Genomic DNA, 24496 nt, shown 5'->3' on the forward strand with positions numbered 1-24496 from the left:
CCAACCGCGTCTTCAACTCATACGACGACATCGTCGACCACTGCTGTGACGCCTGGAACAAGCTCATCGATCAGCCCTGGAAAATCATGTCGATCGGACACAGGCAATGGGCACATAGGTCATGATCAACGGGATTTGGTATGAGTTGTGTGACGGTCCCGACAGATCCACGGGTGACTAGCGAGTCTCTATCCGTCCATCCGGCGGTCCGGGTCAGGACACCGTCCGCGACGCGCACCCACCCGAAGACCTTCACCCAATCATTTTCGCGGACCAGCACCTCGACGGGCTGGTTCGCATCGATCCGACCGAGGACGGTTGCCGCGCTATCAGGCTCCGCTTGGAGCAAAGCACCGTCGGGTCCCGCGATGAGTCGTGCGTCACCGGCCGTAGCCGGGAAGGTGAGGAGCAGAAACAGACAAATCGTCGCTAATCGAACGCTCATGATGGTCATTCGGATGAAACTACGCGGTATACCAAAGCCTGGTTCATCTTTACCGTCTCCCCGCAATGGCTTGCGGCACGCGCCCAGCTTTGTTGTCCCACACGCCGTCCGTCGGACAGGACCGAACGGCCAGCCTCTAGCCCCCATAGGAAAGCGGTTGCATTCCGCTCAGGCCCTCGAACTCGCTGACCAGTTCTGGATAAACCTGAGCGATGCCGGCAAATTGGTTGTTGAGGCGAACGTAAACCTTGGTCCCGGGACGCAACGCGAACGAGACGCGGCGATTGGGATCGCTGACGGTTTGAACGACATAATTGCCAGGCGGCGCATCGATGTAGAAATAACGTGCCGGTTTCGCCTGGCCGGCCTGGCGCCCATTCATCAACACAATCGGCTGGTTCCATGCGCCGACGATATCACCGGGTCGATAAAAGAAGACCCGGCCGAGACCGGGCTGGGGCGGCGGCAAAGACAGTACGGATTGGGACGCCGTCGGGCTCTGCACACAGGCACCCAAGGCGAGAACCCCGATTATGCCGAACATGGCAAATATCAGCCGTCGCATGCACGTTCTCCTTCTTTGCGTCAAGATTTCTGCGATTCAGGCCGAAGCCTTGGTCCGCGCACCATTTCGCGATTTTTCAAACGACGCCACCAACTCGATATGAGCAGACCAATGGAATTGATCAACCGGCGTCACCATCAATAGGCGATAACCACCATGGAGCAACAGCCGCGCATCGCGAGCGAATGTCTCCGGATTGCACGATACTGCGACGACAGTCGACACCGAAGACTCGGCGATTTCCTTTGCCTGGGCGCGGGCCCCAGCACGCGGCGGGTCGAAAATGACGGCATCGAAACTCTCGAGTTCGATAGCGGTTAACGGATTGCGGTGGAGATCTCGGCATCGCGCGGTCAAGCGCTCCCCCAACTCGTGCGCGTCGGCAACTTTCGCAATCGCCGCCACCGCATTCTCATCGATTTCGAAGGATGTAACGGAACCTTGTCGGACCAGCGGAACGGAGAAAGTTCCACAACCCGCATAAAGATCCGCGATACGTTGGGCATCGCTGAGTGAAGCGGCGATCAGTGAGACGAGCTTTTCCTCGCCTTCGACGGTTGGCTGCAAGAATGCACCCGGCGGAATGGCGACAGTATATCGCCCAGCGGTGATGCGTGGCGGCCGAAGGGAAATGACGGTCTCGATGCGATCATCAAAGCGCCAGGCAATACGAGCGAAATCAAAATCGTGAGCGAACCCGGCCAAGGTCTCGGTCGCGGCCAGATCGAGCGGCCATCCGGCAGAAATAAGCAAGTCGTTGCCGCTGTCAGTATGGGTGACCAGTATCGCCGCGCGCTGGCGGGGGCTCATGATCTTGCTCAGTACGATACGCAGCGGATCCAACATGGCCAGGATGCCTGGCTCCACCACCGCGCACTCGAGGACATCCACGACATGGTTCGAATGGCGCCGGCTGAAACCCAATTGCACCCCGGGCCCCGCTCGAACTGCTTCCAGATCCACGCGACGGCGAGAACCGGGTGAGACCTCGACCACGGGCGCGAGCACGGGGTGTTCGATGCCATGCCGAGCCAGGGCGCTGCCAATCCGGCTCTCGATCCAACGGTGATAAGCCTCGCGATCCAGGTGTTGCAGGGCGCAACCGCCGCACAGGCCAAAATGGCGGCACCGCGGGGGTTGCCTTCCCATACCCGGCTCCAGGATTTCAACGATCGTGGCCCGATCACCGTCGACCCTGGCGGCAACCCGGTCGCCGATCGCCGTGTAGGGGACGTAGACCGATCGGCCTTGCCACTGCGCAATTCCATCGCCTTTCGCGCCCACCGATTCGATCATGAGTTCGACCGAGCTCTCAGTCATGGCGCCGCGCCGCGATCAGGAATTCCTTGTTTCCCTTTGGCCCCTCGATTGGACTCGCCGTGACACCGAGAACTTCCCATTCATTCTGGTCGCTCAGCCAAGTTTCAATCTTGCGGCAAACGTCAAGATGCACGGCCGGATCACGAACAACGCCCCCCTTACCGACGCGTTCTCGACCGGCCTCGAACTGGGGCTTAATCAGCGCCACAAGCCGAGCGCCAGGCGCGGCAAGCGCCAAGGTCGCCGGCAGCACCGTTCGCAGGCCGATGAAGCTTGTATCGCACACGATGAGATCGACGGCCTCGGGGATTTCATCGTTCGTCAAATGCCGGGCGTTGACGCGCTCGAGCACGACGACACGAGGATCATTGCGGAGACGCCAATCGAGCTGGCCGCTACCAACGTCGACCGCGTAAACGCGCCGAGCCTGGCCCGCCAGGAGGACATCGGTAAACCCACCGGTCGACGCGCCGATATCGATAGCGGTGCTCCCGCTCGGATCGATAGCGAAATGTTGCAATGCATGGGCGAGCTTGATGCCGCCGCGCGAGACCCAGGGATGGTCCTTGCCGCGTATTTCGAGGGGTGCGTCTATTGGAATGGCACGGCCCGGTTTGTCGATGCGCCGATCGGCGCTGAACACGACGCCCGCCAGTATAAGGGCATTGGCCTTGGTTCCGCTGTCGGCGAGGCCACGCTGCACCAGCAACTGATCTGCGCGCGCCTTCTTGACCATGTCGTCATCAACCCATTGCACCGGCTGGCATCGATCGGCGAGCGGCGGACCGGACCAATCTTACAGCTGGCTCAAACCTACTTTATCGCATCCTGTCCCAGCGCGGAGTGGCGCCCGCGATCGGTCGCGAGGTGGGGACGCACCTTAGGCTCGAACGCCCTCTACGAAGGCAGGTTCCTGACCCAACGCGCACAAGGCGGTGGCGACGATTGCCTTCGCGTCGAGACCCGCCAACGCGACCTGTTTGGCCGGCGAATCGTGGTCGAGGAAGGCATCCGGCATAATCATAGGCCGGATCTTCAGCCCTCTATCCAAGGCGCCCAATTGGGCAAGATGGTGTAGCACTTGGGTGCCGAAACCACCGATCGAACCTTCCTCGATGGTAATCAAAACTTCGTGCTCGCGCGCCAATCTTTCGACAAGATCACAATCGAGCGGTTTGGCGAATCGCGCATCGGCCACCGTCGTCGACAGACCGCGGGCCGCCAAATCTTCGGCCGCCAACAGCGCGTCCTTGAGTCTGGCGCCAAACGAGAGGATCGCGACCGTCGCGCCTTCCCTCAGGACGCGGCCCTTGCCGATCTCAAACGGCACACCAACATCGGGCATATCGACGCCCACGCCCTCGCCGCGCGGATAACGAAAGGCACTGGGCCGGTCATCGATCGAGGCGGCCGTCGCCACCATGTGCACCAACTCTGCCTCGTCGCCAGCGGCCATCAGAACGAACTCCGGCAAGGTTCCGAGATAGGCGATATCAAACGCGCCGCAATGGGTTTGCCCGTCGGCGCCGACATAACCGGCGCGGTCGATCGCGAAGCGGACCGGCAAGCGCTGAATGGCAACATCGTGGACAATCTGGTCGTATGCGCGTTGCAGAAACGTGGAGTAGATGGCGACGAAGGGGCGCATTCCTTCGGTCGCGAGCCCGGCCGCGAAAGTCACCGCGTGCTGCTCGGCAATCCCGACATCGAAACAACGGTCCGGATAGGCCTTGGCAAACAGGTCGAGCCCGGTCCCTGACGGCATCGCGCCATTGATGGCCACGATGCGGTCGTCCTTTTCAGCTTCCTGGATCAGTGCATTCGCAAAGACCTTGGTGTAGCTCGGTGCATTCGCCGCCGATTTCTTTTGCTCGCCGGTAACGACATCGAACTTGCTGACACCGTGGTATTTGTCCGCCGATCGCTCGGCTGGCTCATAGCCCTTGCCCTTCTGTGTCACGACATGAACCAAAACCGGGCCATCCTCCGCATCGCGGACATTGCGGAGAACCGGAATCAAGTGGTCCAGATTGTGGCCGTCGATCGGACCGACATAATAAAAGCCCAACTCCTCGAACAGCGTACCGCCGGTGACCATGCCGCGGGCATATTCCTCGGCCCGCCGGGCCGCCGTCTTCAACCGCTTTGGAAACTTCTTCGCCACTTCCTTCCCGATGTGGCGCAACGATTGGTAGGACTTCGACGAAATCAGGCGCGACAGATAGGCGCTCATGGCACCGACCGGCGGGGCGATCGACATATCGTTATCGTTCAGAATAACGATCAGGCGACTCTTTAGGGCACCCGCGTTGTTCATCGCTTCGTACGCCATGCCCGCGCTCAAAGCGCCATCGCCAATGACAGCGACCACGTTGCTGTGGCGGCCTTGGAGGTCGCGGGCCACAGCCATCCCCAAACCCGAGGAAATCGAGGTCGAACTGTGCGCCGCGCCGAAGGGATCGTATTCGCTCTCCGAACGCTTGGTAAAACCCGACAACCCGCCGCCTTGTCGCAGAGTCCGAATACGATCGCGACGGCCGGTCAAAATCTTATGCGGATAGGATTGATGCCCGACGTCCCAGATCAACCGGTCGCCCGGCGTGTCAAAGAGGTGGTGAATAGCGACGGTCAGTTCGACGACACCGAGTCCCGCGCCAAGATGACCGCCGGTGATCGAGACCGCGTCGATGGTCTCTTTCCGCAGCTCATCGGCCAGCTGACGCAATTGGGGCATGGAGAATGAACGGCAATCGGAAGGCTCATTTACGGCATCGAGCAACGGCGTCTTAGACTGCATGGTCCCAATCCTCCCCTTAGGTCCTGCGCTCGACAACGAATCGCGCGACATCTCGCATGAGTTCCGCAGTGTCGCCAAAAATATCCAAATGCGCAATCGCCTGGTCGATCAGCATATGGGCCTGTTTCCGTGCCCTTTCGGCGCCAAGAATCGAGACAAAAGTCGCCTTTCCGGCGGCCGCATCCTTTCCGACCTTCTTGCCAACCTCTTCCTCGCTTCCCTCTTCATCAAGGAGGTCATCGGCGATTTGAAAGGCCAGGCCGAGGTCATGGGCATAGGCGTGAAGGGCATGTCGCGCATCCGTCGATGCGCGCCCCAGAATTCCCCCCGCCTCGCAGCCGAACGCGATCAGCCGGCCGGTTTTCATCTGCTGCAACCGGGTAATTTGTCCGATATCGAAGGTCTCGGTCTCCGCCGCCAAATCGAACATTTGCCCCCCGGCCATACCCTCTGCCCCGGTCGCCCTGGATAGGGCGGTAATTAGTTCGCAGCGGACGGCAGGATCGTCGTGGGTCTCGGGATGGGCAAGAACCTCGAACGCCAAGGTCTGCAAGGCATCCCCCGCCAATATTGCCGACGCCTCGTCAAACTCGATGTGCAGCGTCGGGCGGCCGCGGCGCAAATCATCATCGTCCATGGCCGGCAAGTCGTCATGCACGAGCGAGTAGCAATGAATGAACTCGACCGCGACGGCGGCGCGAAGCGTGCACCGTTCATCGACATCGAAAAGACGCGACGAACAAAGGACCAGAAACGGGCGCAATCTCTTGCCGCCGTTCAGGCAGCTATAACGCATCGCCTCGAATAGGCGGGCCTCCGGCCCATCACCATTGGGCAGCAAATGACGAATGGTATCCTCGACCGACTCCGACGCCTCGGCCATCGCCATGCTAAAACGCGTATCCGCGGCCATCATTCCGACTCGTAGGGCTCAGTGGATATCGCGCCGTTCGCACTCTCCACGATCTTGTCGATTTTCGCTTGCGCCTCGCGAAGCTTTGTTTCGCAGTGTTTCTTGAGAGCGGCCCCGCGTTCGTAGGATTTAATCGCCTCGTCCAGCTGACTCTTCCCTTCTTCCAGCCCGCGAACGATGGTTTCGAGTTCGGCCAGCGCCTGTTCGAAACTCATTTTGGCAATATCCGGAAGTGCCTTGCTGCTGGGCATGTCTGTTACCTGTCCGCGCTATGTCTAGGCTTCCATCAAGGCGTCCACATGGGCGGCCGCACTGGCGCCGAGAGCCGACAGGTTGTAGCCACCTTCGAGCGCCGAAACAACCCGTCCCGCGCAATGCTTTTCGGCGATGTCCATCAACTCGCGGGTCACCCAGGCAAAATCGTCCTCAACCAGATTCAGACCGCCGAGCGGATCATCGCGATGGGCGTCGAATCCCGCCGAAATCAGAATGAGCTCCGGTTCGAAGGCGTCGAGCGCGGGCAAGACTCGTTCCTTCATCGCCGTCCGAAAGGCCTGCGAGCCGTCATCCGGCCGCAACGGCGCATTGAAGATGTTGCCGACCCCGGTTTCCGAAATGGCCCCGGTGCCCGGATAGAGGGGCATCTGATGGGTGGAGCCGAAATACGCATCACGATCGTTCCAAAATAGCGCCTGCGTGCCATTGCCGTGATGAACGTCGAAATCGACCACCGCCACACGGCTCAGGCCATGTTTCGTACGCGAGTGAAAGGCACCGATGGCCACATTGTTGAAGAGGCAGAAGCCCATGGCCCGATTCGATTCGGCGTGGTGTCCTGGCGGCCGCACGGCGCAGAACGCGTTTTTCGCGTGGCCCTCGATGACCGCATCGACCGCCGCGCACACGGCGCCGGCGGCCCGGAGAGCAGCTTCGCCCGACTCCGGCGAGACAACCGTATCGGGGTCGGCCTGGGCGAATCCGCTCGACGGGACAAGCTCAAGGATCCGCTGAACGAAGGGCTCGGGATGGGCGAGCATCAGCGTCTGGGGTGTCGCACGCGGTGCCGTGACGATCTCGAGATCTGCGAACGCCTCGCCTTTCAGGGCGCTGAGCACGGCTTCGAGACGGGCAATCTGTTCGACGTGGTGGGGGCCCGTATCATGGCGCGCACAGGCGTCGTGAGTATACAACTGGGTGCCCATTGCTTGCCCTCTCCTTCCCCGGTCTTTCTATGCTTTGTCGGCCGTGAACGCGCTCAAGGTATCGTTGGTACCACGTCGTTATCGCCCATTCCATAGCCGCCGCCGCCGTCAACCCGTTGCAATAGGCGGGATCAGTGCCTAAACAGCGATTACCCGATCAAAGGCCATTTAGCGGTGGACGGAAATGATTGAATTTGTGCGCGAGACAAAGGCCGGGCGATTCCTTGATCCGCGCAACGGTTTTGCGGAAACCCTGGTCGAAAGCGAGGTTCGAACCGACCCGCTGACGGGCGATTCGGGGCGGATTTGCCACTTTTCCTTCGATTTGGCGCCACCCGTCGATCTTTCCCAGATGATCGAAACCAGCGCCGAATCCTGCCCGTTTTGTCCCGAAAAAGTGCGAGCGATAACGCCGCGTTATCAAGATGACTTCCTTCCCGGCGGTCGTTTGGAGTGGGGCGAGGCGGTCCTGTTTCCGAACCTATTTCCTTATGACGACGTGTCTGCGATCGCTGTGCTGTCCGAGGCCCACTTCCTGCCCATGGAAAACGTACCGGCTCGGATAGTTGCGGACGGACTCCACGTCGCCCGCGAGTTTTTTCGCCATATCGAAAAAGATCGGGTGGCGGCACGGGATTCATACGGAATCGTGACCTGGAACTACATGCCGCCCTCGGGGGGATCTCAAGTCCACCCCCACATGCAGGTTATCCATACGACGTCGCCGGGTAATGGCCTGCGTCGCCACCTCGAGGCCGCTGAATCGTGGGCACAATTTCACGGGCGTCCCTATGCCGAAGCCCTTGTCGAGACCGAAAGAAACAACATGGATCGTTGGATCGGCGAGCAAGACGGCATCTCCTGGCTGGTGCCCTTCGTCCCGACCGGAATTCTCGGCGACTGCATCGCTGTGTTTCCCGATAGCTGCCGCATCTCGGATTTGACTGATGCGGAAATCGACGGATTTTCGACTGGATTGCGGGCCGTCCTGGGAGCCTTTGCCGCCCGCGGTCTATGGAGCTTCAATTTGGTGTTTCTTCCGGACCACGGGTCCGCGGAGCGCGACCGCCATCGATTGACGGCTCGACTTGTACCCCGCCTTTACATCAATCCGGCCTATCACGTGACCGATGTCGCTTATATGCAGCTCATCCTTGAAGAGCGATTTGCGATGACATATCCGGAGGCCAATGCGGCGCAACTTCGGGCTCAGCTGGAAAACAAGGCCGATTGAGCGACTTTTAGAAACAATCGATACCAGACCGCTGGAGACTTTTCCCAATCACATGAAAGGCCTATGTATAGGCTGTTCATTTTTGGACCTGGATTGATGGCGTTGCAACGCTCCCTTTTGTTGTGCGTATTGGTTGCGCTTCTCGTCACCGCGGCGCCGATTGCCCATGCGCAGGAGATGGAAGCGGCCGTCATCAAGGTCGATCCCGTACGGACCGAGCCCCTTGCACAAACCGCGCCGATTATTGGCAGGCTCGTCGCCCTACAGTCTGGGGTCATCGCCGCCCGCGCCGAAGGTCCGATATTGGAAGTGCTGGTCGAAGTCGGCGACCGGGTTGGTCAAGGCGATGTGCTGGCCGTCTTGGACACTGAGCAATTGGTCCTCGACCGCGACCTCCGCGCAGCCCAGGTCGATGCCGCTCGGGCCGCCTTGGCTGCATCCGAATCGAGTCTGAAACTCTCGCGGCAGGAACTGGCCCGGTTGGAGAAATTGCGGAAATCGGGGTCGGCTGCATTTCCGCGCGCGCGCTTCGACGATGTGCAGGAAGCCGTTGTCGGGGCGCAGCGACAGGTCGCCCGCTCCCACGCCCTCCTCAACCAGGCCCAGTCCCAGCTGCAGATGTCGGAAATGTATCTCGGCCGGGCGATGATCCGTGCACCCTATCCCGGCATCGTCACCGCCCGTCATGTCGCCGCCGGGGCGTGGCTTGATATCGGCGAGCCGGTTGTCGACATGCTGAACGACACCAACTTGGAAATCGAGGCCGACGTCCCCTCAGACCGAATTGACGGGCTCGATCCCGGCGTTCCGGTCGCGGTAACGCTTGACGACGGCACCAAGCACACCGCCATCGTCCGCGCCGTTGTCACAAACGAGAACCCATTGACGCGAACGCGCCCGGTGCGCTTCACCCCCGAAATCGGCGAGGTAAGCCGGGCGCTCGCCGTCAATCAAAGTCTCACCGTCTACCTACCGGTCGGTAAACCGCGCCAGATCGTCTCCGTCCACAAAGACGCAATTGTCAACCAACAGGGCAATTCTTTGGTCTACATCGTCGAGGATGACGCGGCGAATGTTCGTCCGGTCCAGCTCGGTGTTGCTGTCGGCGGCCGGTTCGAAGTGCTGCAGGGATTGGAACCCGGTGACCTCGTTGTCGTGCGCGGCAATGAGCGCCTGCGCCCGGGCCAGAAGGTACGCATCGAGCGAGAGTCCTGATGGACCTGATCCGCCTGGCGCTTGACCGCCCCATCGCCGTCATAGCGGCCGTGTTGATGGTCGTCATGTTCGGTTTCGTCTCGCTGCAGACGATCCCTATCCAACTGACGCCTGACGTCCGCAAGCCGGTCATTACCATTCGCACGGTGTGGCCCGGCGCGGCGCCGGCCGAGATAGAACGCGAGATCACGAACCGCCAAGAAGAGTTCCTGCGCGGGATCGAGGGGCTCGAGGAAATGTCGTCGAGGTCGCAGAACGGCCGGGCGACGGTGACCTTGGAGTTCGGCATTTCCACCAATATGGACAGGGCGCTGCTTCTGGTGGCGAACCGCCTGGACCAGGTCTCGGAATACCCCGAAGAGGCAGACGAGCCTTCGCTTCAGACCTCCGGCAGCGAGGATACGCCAATCGCCTGGTTTATCATCCAGCGCGCCGAACCCAGCCAGCTGCCGATGTTCGATTTCGGCGATTTCGTCGAGGACGTGGTGCGCGACCGTCTCGAGCGCGTTCCCGGCGTTTCGAGCGTGAACGTCTTCGGCGGCAGCGAACGCGAGATGCGGGTGACCGTCGATCCGGAGAGGATGTCGCGCTATGGGCTGACGGTTACCGACATCGTTACGGAATTGCGCCGCGCCAATGCGTCGGTATCGGCCGGAGACATCGACGAAGGGAAACGCAATTATACGGTGCGCCAGGAAGGCGACTTCGAGACCCCCGATCACGTGGCTGCCGTCGTTCTTCGCGCCCAACGCGACGAAACAACGGGACGGGTGGCCAGAGTCACGGTCGGAGATATCGCGAATGTGGACTTCGATTACAAGGACCCCGTGGCCCATATCCGCCATCGGGGGAACCCGTCGATCGCCGTCAATACGGTGCGCGAGACCGGCGCGAACGTGATCGAGACGATGGCCGGCATCCGCGAAGCGATCGCGGAGCTCAATGAATTTGCACTGCCGCAAGCAGGACTGAAGATCCAGCAGGTCTACGACGAAACTGTCTATATCGATTCGGCGATCGACCTTGTCACCAACAACATCTATATCGGCGGCACATTGGCCGCCATCGTGTTGTTGCTGTTCCTGAGGTCGTGGGGCGCGACATTGACGATATCGTTGGCGATCCCGGTTTCCGTCATTGGCTCGTTCGTCGCGATGGCCGCGCTCGGGCGCTCGATCAATGTCATATCCTTGGCCGGGATCGCCTTCGCGGTCGGCATGGTGGTCGACGCCGCGATCGTCGTACTCGAAAACATCTTTCGCCTGCGGGAGGAAGGGAAATCCCGCAGGGAAGCCGCCTATCATGGGGCCAAGCAGGTCTGGGGAGCCATTCTGGTTTCGGCCCTGACGACGGTGATGGTCTTCATCCCGATTCTGGTCATGAAGTTGGAAGTCGGCCAACTGTTCCGTGACATCGCGGTGGCCATTTCGGTCTCGGTTCTGTTGTCGCTCGTTGTCGCCATTACGCTGATCCCGGCGCTCGCCAATCGACTGTTGGGCGACAATATCTCGGACTCGTCGACCCGCCTACGCATTCCAATTCTTGATGACCTGGCCCATGGCTTTGTCGAAGGCGTCATGAGTATAACGCGGGCCGTCGTTGCCAGCCGGCCGCTTGCCTATGCCGTCGTCGTGGCCATCTGCGGCATCGCCGCAATTTCGACGTGGCTGCTGCTACCGAAACTCGATTACCTGCCGGAAGGCAATCGAAACCTAACGTTCGGTGTGATGCTCCCGCCGCCCGGGTACAATCTGGATACCATGACGGAGATCGCCGAAGGCATCGAGGGCGAAATCCGGCCGTTGTGGGAGGCCGATTCTCCGGTCGCCGAGGAAAAGGGGCTGCCTCGGGTCGACAACTTCTTCTTCGTTGCATTCCGCGGTCAAACATTCATGGGGGCCAGTGCGGCCGATCCGGCGCGGGCCAATGAACTGATTCCGCTCATCCAACAAGAGATGTTCAAGGAACCCGGCACCTTCGGGTTTGTCCGCCAATTGTCGCTGTTCGGCCGGGGGATTGGCGGCGGGCGTACCATCGATTTCAACATCACGGGGCCGGATCTGGAGCGGGTAATCGGTGTGGCGTTAAACGCGACCGAAATGATTTCGAGCTTGCTGCCGCTCGATCAAGGCCATCAGCTCCGCCCCATCCCCGGCCTCGAACTGGGCGCTCCGGAGGTCCGTATCTATCCCGATCGGGTCCGTCTCTCCGAAATCGGCGTCAGCGCCGCGGAACTGGGCAGCACCATCGATGCCTTCAACGACGGACTTCGCGTCGCGGAGATTACCGTAGACGGCAAGCGCCTGGACCTGATGCTTGCCGGCCCCCACCAGCGGGTTACTGAAACCCAGGGTATCAGCAGTCTCCCGGTCGTTACCCGTGGCGGCCTCATTTTACCGGTGAGTTCGGTGGCCGACGTGGTGGTGACATCGGGACCGACCGAGATCCGCCATCTCGAGCGGGGCCGAACGATCACCCTGCAGGTCGCGCCATCCCCTGACATGCCGCTGGAGGCGGCGATGAATGTGTTGCGCGACGAGGTCATCGCGCCGATTTCCGAGCAAGGCTTGCCGCCGGGCGTCAAGATCACGCTTTCCGGGACGGCCGACAAGCTGACAGAGACCTGGGACCATATGGTGGTCGATCTCGTCCTCGCCGTTTTGATCGTGTATCTAGTCATGGCCGTCTTGTTCGAGAGCTTCATCTACCCAATGATCATTTTGCTTTCCGTGCCCTTGGCCACCGCCGGTGGCGTCGGCGGGTTGGCGATCGTCAATTTCATTCAATTTCAGCCTTTGGACATGCTGACCTTGCTCGGTTTCGTGATTCTGATTGGCATCGTCGTGAATAATGCGATTCTGTTGGTGCATCAAACCCTCCATCACATCCGCCATGACGGGATGGACGGCAAGCAATCGATCCTCGCCGCCACGCAAAACCGGATTCGCCCGATCTTCATGTCGACATTGACGAGCGTATTCGGAATGTTGCCGCTGGTCGTCGTGCCCGGAGCGGGATCGGAGCTCTATCGCGGCCTCGGATCGGTCGTCATCGGCGGTCTTGCCCTTTCCGCTCTGCTGACTTTGCTCATCATTCCGCCGCTGCTCTCGCTGGTGGTACCAATCGCCGAGCGGCAGATTCTCCGGCACAAAGCCCCAGCGCCTTATGCGGCGGAGTGACGAACATGTCGGAAACCTCGGATTTCATAGTAATAGGCGGCGGGATCGCGGGATCGTCCGCCGCCTACGAGCTATCACAACATGGCCGTGTCGTTCTGTTGGAACGGGAGGATCATCCCGGCTACCACAGTACCGGCAGGTCGGCGGCAACGCTCATCGAAGGTTACGGCAACGCCATCATTCGCGGATTGGCCGCGGCGAGCCGATCGTTTTTCGAGAGCCCGCCACCGGATTTCGCCGCCGGCCCGCTGAGCCGTCCGATTACGATGCTGTTCATCGCCCGCGAGGACCAACTCGGCAGTCTCGACGACGAACTGAACCGTCACGGGGGCGCGGATACCAGATTAAGCGCAAGTGAAGCGGTTACGGTGGCGCCAATTCTGGACCCCGACTACGTGGCCGCCGGGTTGGTCGATTCGACCGTTCTCGATCTCGATGTCCATGCCATTCAACAGGGATATCTGCGGGGCCTGAAAGCCCGCGGCAGTGAACTGAAGACCGGAACGGAAGCGCGCGCGATCAATTTTGTTGGCGACACGTGGTGCGTGGACACCGGCGAAGGATCCATAACCGCACCCATTCTGGTCAATGCCGCCGGCGCATGGGCCGACCGGATTGCCGCGCTCGCCGGCTTGACGCCACTGGGACTGGTGCCAAAGCGTCGGACCGCGATCAATATCGACGGCCCGGACAACACAGACGTTTCCTCTTGGGCGATGGTCGTGGACATCGACGAATGCTTTTACTTCAAACCGGATGCGGGACGTCTCTTGGTATCTCCGGCCGATGAAACGCCGAGCGAGCCGACCGACGCCCAACCCGAGGACTTGGATGTCGCGATCGCGGTCGACCGCTTTGAAACGGCAACGACGATGTCGGTCAAGCGCATCACGCACAAATGGGCAGGGTTGCGGTCGTTTTTCCCGGACAAGACGCCGGTCGCCGGAGAATCGGCGGACGCGCCGGGATTCTTCTGGCTCGCCGGCCAGGGCGGCTACGGCATCATGACCGCACCGGCGATGGCCCAAGTACTCGCCACCAGCGTCATGAAACGCGACCTTCCTCGGCACCTTGCGGAATGCGGCGTCGGACCGAACGATTTGTCGCCATCGCGCTCATTCGACCCGATCTAGGCCTGTCCCAGGCATCCCGCGCCCAGGACAAGGGCGGCCGCCTATCCGGCCTTGCGAATGAGGAATTCGTAGACCTCCCCGTCGGCGCTCGATTGCAGCAACGAATCGCCGGTCGTCTTGCAAAACTCGGCGAAGTCCTGAACCGCTCCCGGATCCGTGGCAAGCACCCTAAGGACATCTCCCGGCGCAAGTTCCTTCATGGCTCGGCGCGCTTTCAGCACCGGCAGCGGGCAAAGCAGACCTTTGGCATCCAGTGTCTTGGTCGGTTCTTGGCTCATGTACAAGTCTTTGATCGGGCGACCGAGGATCGGAATGTCGAATGTTGGCGGTTGGGCGGTGAGGCAACGACCACTATTATCGATCCCTCGAATCGGTGTGGCAATGGTATCGTTCGGAACGGGGCCACCCGACCCAACGTTTACCCGATCGCCATGACTGGCGGGCCGAATTCGCGGTAATGCCGTGATCTACCGACGAGGCGGGAGTACAATACCAATGATGAAAATATGGCCGCGTCAAATCGTACTTTCGGCAACGATATGTCTATCGAGCCTTCTGGTGGGCTGCGCCGGCACGCCCGCCTCCGCTCCGAGCCAGGCCGACGCGGCCGCCACGGTCTCCGAGGACGCCACCCAATGCCGACAAACCGCCTTTGAGCGCGTACGGAGCCTGCCCGCTGTACGCAGCGGTCGAACGACATATACGCAAACCGGCGCCAAGCCATACTATGAAACCTGTATGCGCGAACGCGGCCATGGCTCGTATCCGCCCTACTGACCCCGCTCCTGCTCTGATTCGGGTTCGGCCTGTGCCGCGCGGTGCCCCGCCCGGCTCTGGGCTTCGATAAATATTCGCCGAATTTCGGGATGAGCCAATTTTATGCGCCGCTCCAATTCGGAGATGATCGCCTCGACCTCGGCGGACGTGAGTTTGTCGGAAAAATCGATGCTGAGATTGAGCAGGATGTCCTCCGGGCCCATATGCATCGTCAGCACTTCGTTGATTGACTGAATGCCCCGCTGACCGTCCAAGATCGTTTCGAGACCCTCGCGGATGCTCCTGTCCGCGCTTTCACCGATCAGGAGACCTTTGGTTTCGTAGGACAGCATCATTGCCGTAAGACCGAGTATTATTCCGATCGCGATCGAGGCCAATCCATCGAAAATCGGATTGCCGGTGATGTCGGCAAAGCCGATTCCAATTGCCGCGACGACCAAGCCAAGCATCGCCGCACTGTCCTCGAACAGCACCGTAATCAGGGCCGGGTCCTTGCTGTCGCGGATCGCCTGCCAATAGGTCCGGCCACCCTTGCGGCGACGAAATTCCTTGAAGGCGATCCACCAGGCGCCCGCTTCGAATGCCGCCGCAACGGCCAGGACAATATAGTTGATGAAGACATCCTCTACGGGGTGCGGCTCGAGGGTTTTCAACACGCCTTCGTAGAGCGACACCCCGGCACCGATGGCGAACAGCAGGATGGCAACCACGAACGCCCAAAAATAGAGCTCGCGCCCATACCCGAACGGATGCATCGCATCGGCTGGAAATTGCGAGCGGCGCAGGCCGTGAAGCATCAGGACCTGATTGCCGGTGTCGACCAGGGAATGAATACCCTCGCTCAGCATCGCCGAACTGCCGGTGATCGCGGCGGCAACAAATTTGGTCACGGCAATCAGCGCATTACCGATTAGCGCCGCGTAGACCACTTTTTTCGACGCCCCATGCGCCACTTCAACAGCTCCCCGGTTCCCGGTTCGTATCGCCCAAGTCGGCCTCCGCGCACAACGCCGCATCCGGTCGCGACGCGCCCGTTCCGCCACGTCATGGCCATCGATTGGATGCGCGCCCAAGCCGATTGCAGCGCGTCCGCGATCAACGCCAATTCGTCCCGGCGTACTTTAAGCCGCGACTGGGATTCGACTTTGAACCACCCGAAAGCGGGATGCAACGAAGGCGGCGTCGGTAAGCGCCGCGTTGGCGGCCGGATTGGCGCCGGTCGCGTGGAAGTCGCTGAAGGCTGAGGATTGATTGACGAATATGTTGCCGATGAGATTGCTCGATAAGGCTACACCCGCCTCCGCCATCGCCTCTTCGGCTTTTTCGATAACCGCGGCGCGGGTCGAATAGAGCGCCGCCGTAATTGCCCCCATGGAGCGCGTCAGGTCCGATGCGATCGCGATGCTTTGATCCGTATTGTCGGTCGCGACTATGAACGCGATGGGCCCAAACAGCTCGCGCGAAAATGTGTCCCTTTCATCGCCATCGACCTTGAGCACGAGCGGCGACCGTATCCGCGCATCGGGATATTTTGCGTGCGCCAAGGGTGCCGAGTCGCGGACGATTTTGCCGATTTTCCGTGCTTCGTCGATGCGGTCGGCCGTGACCGGATTCTGTATCGCGCCCAAGACTTCGGCGGCTCGGCCTGGATCTGACAGTAATCCATCGACCGCATTCGAAATTCCCGCTGCCACCTCATCGAACGATTTCGGCCCCTCATCGGTTTCTATGCCTTCGCGTGGCACGAATATGTCCTGCGGAGAGGTGCACATTTGACCCGAATAGAGGCTCAGCGAAAACGCCAGATTTCCGCACATGCCCTTGAAATTGTCGGTTCCGTCGATGACGACGGTGTTCACCCCGGCTTTTTCCGTGAACACGACCGCCTGATGCGCATTCTGTTCCAGCCAGGTTCCGAACCCCGTCCCGCCGGTATAATCGATGATCTTGATCTCCCGCCGGAGCGCCCATTGCTTGGTCGATGGCTGCTCGCCGGTATCGCAGGAAAGAGCGACCAAATTCGGATCCAAGCCCTGTTCCGAAAGCACGTCGCGGCAGATTTCCGCGGTGATCGCAAGGGGCAGGATGGTTGTCGGGTGCGGCTTGATCAGGACGGCGTTTCCGGTGGCCAGACTGGCAAAGATGCCCGGGTAGCCATTCCAGGTCGGAAATGTCGAAACGCCGACGGTTAGCGCCACGCCCCGCGGCATGATCCGATACGTCTTTTGCAAGCGAATCGGATCGTGCTTGCCTTGCGGCTTTTCCCACCGCGCCGTCTCTGGAATTCCCTTCATCTCCTCGTAGGCATAGGCTATCGCCTCCAGCCCCCGATCCTGTGCGTGGGGACCGCCGGCCTGAAACGACATGACGAAACCTTGGCCGGTGGTATGCATGATGGCATTGGCAATTTCGAAGCTGCGCTTGTTGATGCGATCGAGCATCTCCAAACAGATACCAACCCGTGCATCGATGCCCGCCTTCCGCCACGACACCATCGCCGACTGCATCACCGGAAGCAGGACATCCGGGTCGCACTGCGGATAGGTAACGCCGAGAGACGGCCCATAGGGAGAGAGCTCGTCGCCGACCCATTCGGCGATGCCCGGCTGGTCGATTTCGAAACGCCGCCCCAGTCGGGCCTCGAACGCCGCCTCTCCGGCGGCCGCGGCATCCTCGCCATAGACGCGAGGGCTCGGCGATTCCGGGTAGGCCGACCAATAGTCGCGCGCATGAATCGCCGTGACGGCGGCGTCGAGTGTCTTCTCGTGTTTCAAGAACAGATCGTCAGGCATTCACCTACTCCCACAGAAATGTCATAAATCGAGCGCGAATCGACGGCCGCGTTTGTTCGAATTTGGACGAATCCGCAGCGCCTATAACAGCGTCACCCATTCCTTCGCCCAGTCGAGCGCGTCCTCGTCGGGCAAGGGTTGCACGCACGCATCGATTTCCAAGCGATCGCCGACGCGGCTGGCGCCAAGCTTCGCGAACAGGGAATCCATGGTCCGGCCGCCTTGGCAAAATGTGTCGTGATAGGTTTGATCGCCAAGCGCGATGACCCCATAGCGGATATGGCCCAGATCCGGCGCCTGCTTTTCCAGGCTCTCCGCCAGCGGTATGATGTTATCCGGCAGCTCGCCGTCGCCGTGGGTCGAGCAACATATCAGGACATACTCGCGGTCGCCAAAGCCCGCATCGGCGCAATCGGCACTATCGAGTATCTCAACCGTATGGCCGATCGCGGGCAACTCTTCCTCGAGCAAATCGGCTACCATCTGGCTGTTGCCCGACTCGGTACCGACAATGATCAGGATATCCGCCATGGCGCCCAAAATTTGCATATCTTGCGAGACGCCGAGTCGCCGATTGAGGCCAAATCCGGCACCAGAATTTTTTGATACCAAATTTATCGAAGTTTGTCTATTTTTGTATCTCTTTTAGACGAAAGACGTAAATCCGCTTTGAAAAGAAGAGGAACGACCCATGCACGAGCGCGACGCTGCACTTGTTAAGCGGATTGCCGACGGCGCGGTAATCGCGGCGCCCGAAGATGTGAGTCCGGGCTACCGGGCCGAGATCATGCGGCTCATGGTCGTATTGGTCGATTCGGAACTCGCCGGCGCCGCGGGTTTCGCCGAACAAATAAATCACGCGCCAGGGATGAGAGAACGCGTGACGGCGGCCCGGATCGTGGCGGAGAAATTCGCCCATGCGGAGATCGTTCTGGAATTGCTCCGGCCGTTTGGCGTCAATCCCGAGCTCTACGTCAAATCCCACGCCTGGAACGCCCGCATCAACCGTGCCGTGGACCTTGGTATGCGCCGGTCGGGCGGCGACAAACGGCTGAACGTCTTTCACTACCCGCTTGAGGGATGGATTGACGCGATTGCCATGAACATGTTGATGGGAAGCGCCAGTTCCATCCAGTTGGCCGAACTCCTCGATTGCAGCTACAAGCCGTTGGCCGATGCCATGGCCGAGATCGTAGGCCGAGAGGCGGAACATGCGAGTCTGGGCGAGATCGGTCTCGTGCAGGCCATCGATCGAGACGCCAACACGACGCCGGCACAGGGTTCGGTCGACTATTGGTATCGGCGCGTGGCGCACACTTTCGGCCGCACCGATTCGGACCGCTTCGAGCTCTACCGCGATTTCGGGCTGCGGCGGCATTCCAATTCGGAAATGCTGGACGCGTGGAAAGATGACGTGGCGCCGCGTCTTGTTAAACTTGGGCTCGAAGTGCCGGCGGCTGTACAATGACGCGCGACCCTGGGCATTGTACGGGCGTATCGGTCATGGAACAATTTTTACACCATTCCAATGCATAAATGTATCACGACGTGTCAAAACTCAAAGCACTTTGGTTGAAATAGCGGCGCAATTCGAGGGACCCGTTAGTCATGAGCTTCAACACCATCGCCTACGAGACGAACGAAGGGGTCGCGGTCATAACGCTGAACCGGCCGGACAGGCTGAATTCGTTCACCACCGAAATGCACGGAGAATTGAGTGCGGCGTTGGAAATGGTCGACTCGGATGGTGCCATACGTGCCCTGTTGTTGACCGGCGCGGGTCGGGCATTTTGTGCCGGACAGGACCTCTCCGATCGCGCCGTCGCGCCGGGTGGCGAGCCGCGCGATCTCGGCGAAACCCTGGACACAATGTACAACCCCTTGATCCGGACGCTCCGCGGTCTCGAGATGCCGGTCGTCGCGGCGGTCAACGGCGTCGCGGCCGGCGCCGGGGCAAATCTTGCGCTGGCCGCGGATATCGTGCTGGCGGCGAAATCGGCGAATTTCATTCAGGCCTTTTGCAAGATCGGCTTGGTTCCCGATTCCGGAGGCTCGTATATCCTGCCCCGGCTGGTTGGGCGGGCGCGGGCGATGGGGTTGGCGATGTTGGGGGAAATGCTTTCCGCCGAGCGGGCCGTGGAAATCGGCCTGATCTGGAAGTGGACGGAAGATCAGGATCTCATGACCGAAGCAATGAGTTTGGCGGTGCATTTGGCTTCGCAGCCAACCAAGGGCTTGGCCTTGATCAAGCGCGCCATCAACGCATCTTTCGACAACGACCTGAACACTCAACTCGATCTCGAACGTGACTTTCAACGCATCGCCGGCCATACCGCCGACTATCAGGAAGGCGTGGCGGCGTTCCTGGAGAAGCGGGCGCCCAACTTCCAGGGCAAATAGTGGGCGGTCTCCCCAAACAGACGTCGGTCGCCGTTATCGGTGCAGGCACGATGGGCAGTGGCATCGCCCAGGTCGCCGCGACGGCGGGACACAAGGTCTGCCTATATGACGCCGTTCCAGGCGCGGCACAGAAGGGCAAGGAGGGAATTGCCCGGTCCCTCAATCGACTGGTCGAAAAGGGACGAATCGACGAACAAACCAGTGCCGTCATGCTGGCGCGAATCAGCGCGGTCGAGGACCTGGCGTCGTGCCGATCGAGTTCTTTGATCATCGAAGCGATCGTTGAGGATTTGGCCGCCAAGCGCGACTTGTTCGGCCAGATCGAGGGGCTTTGCGCGGATGATGCCATCCTGGCCACCAACACCTCTTCGTTGTCGATTACCGCCATCGGCGCCGACCTGCACCGTCCGCATCGCTTGGTCGGCATGCACTTTTTCAATCCTGCGCCGGTGATGGCGCTGGTCGAGATCGTAAGCGGGCTAGCGACGGGACGGGACATTGCCGATACGGCGTACGCAACGGCCGAGGATTGGGCAAAGATTCCGGTCCACGCGAAATCGACGCCCGGATTCATCGTCAATCGCGTCGCGCGGCCGTTCTATGCCGAAGGACTGCGCGTCTATGCCGAAGGCGGCACCGATCCGGCGACCATAGATTCGGTCATGCGCGGCTCCGGAGGATTTCGCATGGGACCGTTCGAACTCATGGATCTCATCGGCAATGACATCAACGCGGCGGTCACTCGATCGGTGTGGCAGGCCTTTCATTGCGACCCTCGTTACACGCCTTCCCTGGCCCAGGAGGAGCTCGTTGCCGCAGGGCGGTACGGGCGCAAATCCGGTGCCGGCTGGCATGCCTACGGCGCCGATGCGCCGGCCCCCAGCGCTGTCACCGCGGCGCCGGCGCCGGCGCCAAATCAAGTCCTTGTCGAAGGTCATCTGGGACCCGCGGAATCACTGGTGACGGAACTCGAGAGGGCGGGAATCCCTCATGCCCGAACCGACAGCAACGAAGTCGATTCGGCCGGCGCACTCGTCCTCGACGACACCGTACTGAGATTGACCGACGGCAGGCCGGCGACGGAGCTCGCGGCGGAATTGGATGAGGGCCATAAATTGGTCCTCTTCGATTTGGCATTCGACTATGCGCGCGCCGATCGCATCGCGGTGGCGGCCGCGGACCAAACCGATCCCGGCGCCGTCGCGGCGGCGGCCGGTCTATTCCAGGCACTGGACAAGGACGTATCGGTGATCGACGATATTCCGGGCATGATCGTTGCGCGCACCGTCGCGATGCTGGCCAACGAGGCAGCGGAAGCGGCCTACCAGGGTGTCGCCAACCCCGCGGCCATAGACTTGGCGATGGTGAAGGGGCTCAACTACCCGCGCGGGCCGCTCGATTGGGCCGACCGCGTCGGCATCGAATGGATATGCGGGCTTTTATCGAACCTTGCCACGGTTTATGGCGAAGATCGTTACAGGGTATCGCCGATGATTCGGCGTAAGACCTGGTCTAGGAAGGGATTTCATGACGACGGCTGACGTGGAACACGAGGTGGCGCAGACGGTCGGCGCCGCGATGATGGTGGGCGACAAGGCGGCCGCGATGCTCGGCATAGCGCTCGAAGAGGTTGCATCGGGTTACGCGCGCTTTCGCATGACGGTTCGTCCTGATATGGTCAATTCGCACGACATCTGCCATGGCCGGCTCATATTTACGTTGGCCGATACGGCGTTTGCCGTCGCCTGCAACAGTTCGAATCATGTCGCCGTCGCGCAGCATTGTTCGATAACATTCCTGACACCGGCCAAGACCGGAGATATCCTGGTTGCGATTGCACAGCAACATAACCGGCGCGGCCGCACGGGGGTCACCGACACCACCGTTGCGCGCGAGGACGGGGAAAATATTGCGGTGTTTCGCGGCAACTCGGTGGCGTTGAAGGGAGAGGTCGTTCCAGACCTGACGGTGAAAACATGAATGAAGCCTTCGTCTGCGACGCTGTCCGTACCCCCATCGGGCGTTATGCCGGCGATTTGTCATCGCTGCGTCCCGATGACCTGTTGGCGGTCGCTATCAAGGCACTGATGCGAGACCGCGGCGACCTCGACTGGTCGTGCCTCGACGACGCCGTCATGGGTTGCGCCAACCAGGCCGGCGAGGACAATCGGAATGTCGCGCGCATGGCCCTGCTCCTGGCGGGCTTGCCGGAAGTGGTCCCCGGCGCGACGGTCAATCGTCTCTGCGGTTCGGGCATGGATGCCTGCGGAATTGCCGCCCGCGCTATCAAATCCGGTGAGGCCGACCTGATCCTTGCCGGCGGCGTCGAAAGCATGTCGCGCGCGCCATTCGTAATGGGCAAAGCCGAAAACGCGTTTTCTCGCTCCGCTGAGATCTACGACACGACAATCGGATGGCGGTTCGTCAACGAATTGATGAAGAAGGAGTTCGGCGTCGATTCGATGCCCGAGACCGCCGAGAACGTCGCCGAGGAGTTCCAAGTCAGCCGAGAAGATCAGGACGCTTTCGCCCTGCGCAGCCAGCAACGCGCTGGGGTGGCCCAATCGAGCGGCCGTCTTGCCAAAGAAATCGAGCCGGTGACGATCCCTCAACGGAAGGGCGATCCGAAGATTGTGGCGGCGGACGAGCATCCGCGACCCCAGACGACGCTCGAAGACCTCGCCCGATTGCCGACACCGTTTCGCGACGGTGGCTCGGTGACCGCCGGCAACGCGTCGGGAATCAATGACGGCGCCTGCGCGGTCCTTATCGCGTCGGAAGAAGCGGTCGCGGCGCACGGCCTGACCCCTCGCGCCCGCATTGCCGGCATGGCCACGGCCGGTGTGGCGCCTCGCATCATGGGTATCGGGCCCGCCCCGGCGTCGGCGAAGTTGCTCGACCGCCTCGGCCTGAAGATCGCCGATATCGATGTCATCGAATTGAACGAGGCCTTCGCATCGCAGGCCCTCGCCGTCTTGCGGCAGCTGGGAGTTCCGGACGACGCCGATCACGTCAACCCAAACGGCGGCGCGATCGCCCTCGGCCATCCGCTCGGTATGAGCGGCGCGCGCCTGGTGACGACGGCGGCGCAGGAACTACAGGAAACCGGCGGCAAATATGCGCTCGCCACAATGTGCATCGGCGTCGGCCAGGGAATCGCCATGATACTAGAGCGGGTATGACGCCGGAAAGCTGGGTACCGACATGCGAAATACGCCCCCGAGCAAGAACGATCTGGACCCGATAGAAATCGCCAGCCGCGACGAGATCGGTGCGCTGCAACTCAAACGCCTGAAGTGGACGTTGGGCCATGCCTATCGCAATGTCCCCCACTACAAGAAGGCGTTCGACGATGCCGGAATAGGTCCGAACGACCTCAAGGATCTATCCGATCTGGCGCGGTTTCCATTCACCACCAAGGAGGCGCTCCGCGAGGCCTATCCGTTTGGTATGTTCGCCGTCCCACGCGAACAGGTCGCGCGGATTCACGCGTCGAGCGGAACAACCGGCAAGCCGACGGTCGTCGGTTACACGGCCAAGGATATCAGCACCTGGGCCGACCTGATTGCCCGCTCCATGCGGGCATGTGGCACTCGGCCGGGGGATATCGTCCATGTCGCCTACGGCTATGGCCTGTTCACCGGCGGTCTCGGCGCGCATTACGGGGCCGAGCGGCTCGGCTGTACCGTTATTCCGGTCTCGGGCGGCATGACGGAGCGGCAAGTGCAGTTGATCGAGGACTTCAAACCAACCACGATCATGGTAACGCCATCCTATGCTCTGGCACTAGCAGACGAGTTCGACCGCCAGGGCCTCGACGCGCGGAACTCGTCCCTTCGCATCGGCATACACGGCGCCGAGCCGTGGACTAATTCGATGCGCCAGGAAATCGAAACGCGCTTCGATATGGACGCACTCGATGTTTACGGTCTTTCGGAAATATTGGGTCCCGGTGTGGCGTGTGAGTGCCTCGAGACGAAAGACGGCCCGACAATCTGGGAGGACCACTTCTATCCGGAGATCGTCGACCCGAGCACCGGCGAACCGGTGCCGGACGGCGAAATCGGTGAATTGGTATTCACGACCTTGACCAAAGAAGCTCTACCGATGATCCGGTATCGGACGCGCGACCTCACCCGACTGCTCCCGGGCACGGCCCGGTCGATGCGCCGATTCGAGAAAGTGACCGGGCGATCGGATGACATGCTGATCATACGCGGCGTCAATCTGTTCCCAACACAGATCGAAGAACTGATCCTCCAGGATGAGCGCTTGTCGCCGCACTATGTATTGGAAGTGCGCCGCGATGGTCCGTTGGACAGCTTGAAGATTATCGTCGAGGGACGTGCGAACGCCTCCGAATCGGCGGTCGCTGAGGCGAGCGAAAACCTCCGTCACCTGGTGAAGAATCGCATCGGTGTCAGCGCCGAAGTCAAGATGCTGCCCGAAGGCGGTGTCGAGCGCTCCGTGGGCAAGGCCAAGCGGATTATCGACCTGCGCCCGAAGACCTAGTGGATATTCGGG

General features: G+C 60.8%; 22 protein-coding genes. 11 read left to right on the forward strand and 11 right to left on the reverse strand.

The window, feature by feature from the left end:
- Nucleotides 1-125, forward strand: a 125-nt coding sequence (locus tag GY791_17785) for an IS630 family transposase (protein ID MCP4330280.1), incomplete at its 5' end; no start/stop codon positions are given.
- 456 nt (nucleotides 126-581) lie between these two features.
- Here the strand turns inward: GY791_17785 and GY791_17790 are convergent.
- From GY791_17790 to GY791_17820, 7 genes are all read right to left on the reverse strand, one after another.
- Nucleotides 582-1010, reverse strand: a complete 429-nt coding sequence (locus tag GY791_17790) for a DUF2846 domain-containing protein (protein ID MCP4330281.1) — start codon at nucleotides 1008-1010, stop codon at nucleotides 582-584.
- 36 nt (nucleotides 1011-1046) lie between these two features.
- A complete protein-coding gene (locus GY791_17795) occupies nucleotides 1047-2330 on the reverse strand; it encodes a class I SAM-dependent RNA methyltransferase (GenBank protein ID MCP4330282.1) in 1284 nt (427 codons plus the stop codon).
- On the reverse strand, nucleotides 2323-3066 hold the full coding sequence (locus tag GY791_17800) for a TlyA family RNA methyltransferase (GenBank protein ID MCP4330283.1): 744 nt from the start codon (nucleotides 3064-3066) through the stop codon (nucleotides 2323-2325). Before GY791_17800 ends, GY791_17795 begins: the two co-directional genes overlap by 8 nt.
- 144 nt (nucleotides 3067-3210) lie before the next feature.
- On the reverse strand, nucleotides 3211-5127 hold the full coding sequence (gene dxs / locus GY791_17805; GenBank protein ID MCP4330284.1) for a 1-deoxy-D-xylulose-5-phosphate synthase: 1917 nt from the start codon (nucleotides 5125-5127) through the stop codon (nucleotides 3211-3213).
- A 16-nt stretch (nucleotides 5128-5143) separates the two neighbouring features.
- A complete protein-coding gene (locus GY791_17810) occupies nucleotides 5144-6043 on the reverse strand; it encodes a polyprenyl synthetase family protein (GenBank protein MCP4330285.1) in 900 nt (299 codons plus the stop codon).
- Complete coding sequence (locus GY791_17815; protein ID MCP4330286.1) at nucleotides 6040-6291, reverse strand: exodeoxyribonuclease VII small subunit; 252 nt, start codon at nucleotides 6289-6291, stop codon at nucleotides 6040-6042. Before GY791_17815 ends, GY791_17810 begins: the two co-directional genes overlap by 4 nt.
- Before the next feature lie 24 nt (nucleotides 6292-6315).
- Nucleotides 6316-7242: a histone deacetylase family protein gene (locus tag GY791_17820; protein ID MCP4330287.1), complete on the reverse strand. Its 927-nt coding sequence runs from the start codon at nucleotides 7240-7242 to the stop codon at nucleotides 6316-6318.
- A gap of 196 nt (nucleotides 7243-7438) precedes the next feature.
- On the opposite strand from GY791_17820, the gene GY791_17825 reads away from it, so the two are divergent.
- From GY791_17825 to GY791_17840, 4 genes are all read left to right on the forward strand, one after another.
- A complete protein-coding gene (locus GY791_17825) occupies nucleotides 7439-8476 on the forward strand; it encodes a hypothetical protein (protein MCP4330288.1) in 1038 nt (345 codons plus the stop codon).
- A gap of 102 nt (nucleotides 8477-8578) precedes the next feature.
- Entirely contained in the window at nucleotides 8579-9691 is a 1113-nt protein-coding gene (locus GY791_17830; GenBank protein MCP4330289.1) for an efflux RND transporter periplasmic adaptor subunit, read from the forward strand.
- Nucleotides 9691-12870, forward strand: a complete 3180-nt coding sequence (locus GY791_17835; protein ID MCP4330290.1) for an efflux RND transporter permease subunit — start codon at nucleotides 9691-9693, stop codon at nucleotides 12868-12870. Before GY791_17830 ends, GY791_17835 begins: the two co-directional genes overlap by 1 nt.
- Nucleotides 12871-12875: 5 nt before the next feature.
- Nucleotides 12876-14003, forward strand: a complete 1128-nt coding sequence (locus GY791_17840; protein MCP4330291.1) for an FAD-binding oxidoreductase — start codon at nucleotides 12876-12878, stop codon at nucleotides 14001-14003.
- A gap of 41 nt (nucleotides 14004-14044) precedes the next feature.
- Here the strand turns inward: GY791_17840 and GY791_17845 are convergent, their stop codons facing one another.
- From GY791_17845 to GY791_17860, 4 genes are all read right to left on the reverse strand, one after another.
- The gene (locus GY791_17845; protein ID MCP4330292.1) at nucleotides 14045-14281 is read right to left on the reverse strand and encodes a sulfurtransferase TusA family protein; all 237 of its coding nucleotides are present in this window, start codon (nucleotides 14279-14281) and stop codon (nucleotides 14045-14047) included.
- Between the two features lie 492 nt (nucleotides 14282-14773).
- Complete coding sequence (locus GY791_17850; GenBank protein MCP4330293.1) at nucleotides 14774-15796, reverse strand: cation transporter; 1023 nt, start codon at nucleotides 15794-15796, stop codon at nucleotides 14774-14776.
- 105 nt (nucleotides 15797-15901) lie between these two features.
- Nucleotides 15902-17572: a phenylacetic acid degradation protein PaaN gene (gene paaN / locus GY791_17855; protein MCP4330294.1), complete on the reverse strand. Its 1671-nt coding sequence runs from the start codon at nucleotides 17570-17572 to the stop codon at nucleotides 15902-15904.
- Nucleotides 17573-17653: 81 nt separating this feature from the next.
- Nucleotides 17654-18103: a flavodoxin/nitric oxide synthase gene (locus GY791_17860; GenBank protein ID MCP4330295.1), complete on the reverse strand. Its 450-nt coding sequence runs from the start codon at nucleotides 18101-18103 to the stop codon at nucleotides 17654-17656.
- A 160-nt stretch (nucleotides 18104-18263) separates the two neighbouring features.
- Between GY791_17860 and GY791_17865 the strand changes: the two genes are divergently transcribed.
- The 6 genes from GY791_17865 to paaF all read left to right on the forward strand — a co-directional run bounded on the left by GY791_17865 (nucleotide 18264) and on the right by paaF (nucleotide 24484).
- Nucleotides 18264-19040, forward strand: a complete 777-nt coding sequence (locus GY791_17865) for a phenylacetic acid catabolic (GenBank protein ID MCP4330296.1) — start codon at nucleotides 18264-18266, stop codon at nucleotides 19038-19040.
- Nucleotides 19041-19180: 140 nt separating this feature from the next.
- Complete coding sequence (locus GY791_17870; GenBank protein ID MCP4330297.1) at nucleotides 19181-19972, forward strand: 2-(1,2-epoxy-1,2-dihydrophenyl)acetyl-CoA isomerase; 792 nt, start codon at nucleotides 19181-19183, stop codon at nucleotides 19970-19972.
- Between the two features lie 50 nt (nucleotides 19973-20022).
- On the forward strand, nucleotides 20023-21513 hold the full coding sequence (locus GY791_17875; protein ID MCP4330298.1) for a 3-hydroxyacyl-CoA dehydrogenase: 1491 nt from the start codon (nucleotides 20023-20025) through the stop codon (nucleotides 21511-21513).
- On the forward strand, nucleotides 21500-21952 hold the full coding sequence (paaI, locus tag GY791_17880) for a hydroxyphenylacetyl-CoA thioesterase PaaI (GenBank protein ID MCP4330299.1): 453 nt from the start codon (nucleotides 21500-21502) through the stop codon (nucleotides 21950-21952). Before GY791_17875 ends, paaI begins: the two co-directional genes overlap by 14 nt.
- Entirely contained in the window at nucleotides 21949-23154 is a 1206-nt protein-coding gene (gene pcaF / locus GY791_17885) for a 3-oxoadipyl-CoA thiolase (GenBank protein MCP4330300.1), read from the forward strand. Before paaI ends, pcaF begins: the two co-directional genes overlap by 4 nt.
- 22 nt (nucleotides 23155-23176) lie before the next feature.
- Nucleotides 23177-24484 (forward strand): phenylacetate--CoA ligase, encoded by a 1308-nt coding sequence (gene paaF, locus GY791_17890; GenBank protein MCP4330301.1) that lies wholly within the window; start codon nucleotides 23177-23179, stop codon nucleotides 24482-24484.
- Nucleotides 24485-24496 lie beyond the last annotated feature (12 nt).

The sequence above is a fragment of the Alphaproteobacteria bacterium genome, from assembly GCA_024244705.1.
Taxonomy (GTDB): domain Bacteria; phylum Pseudomonadota; class Alphaproteobacteria; order JAAEOK01; family JAAEOK01; genus JAAEOK01.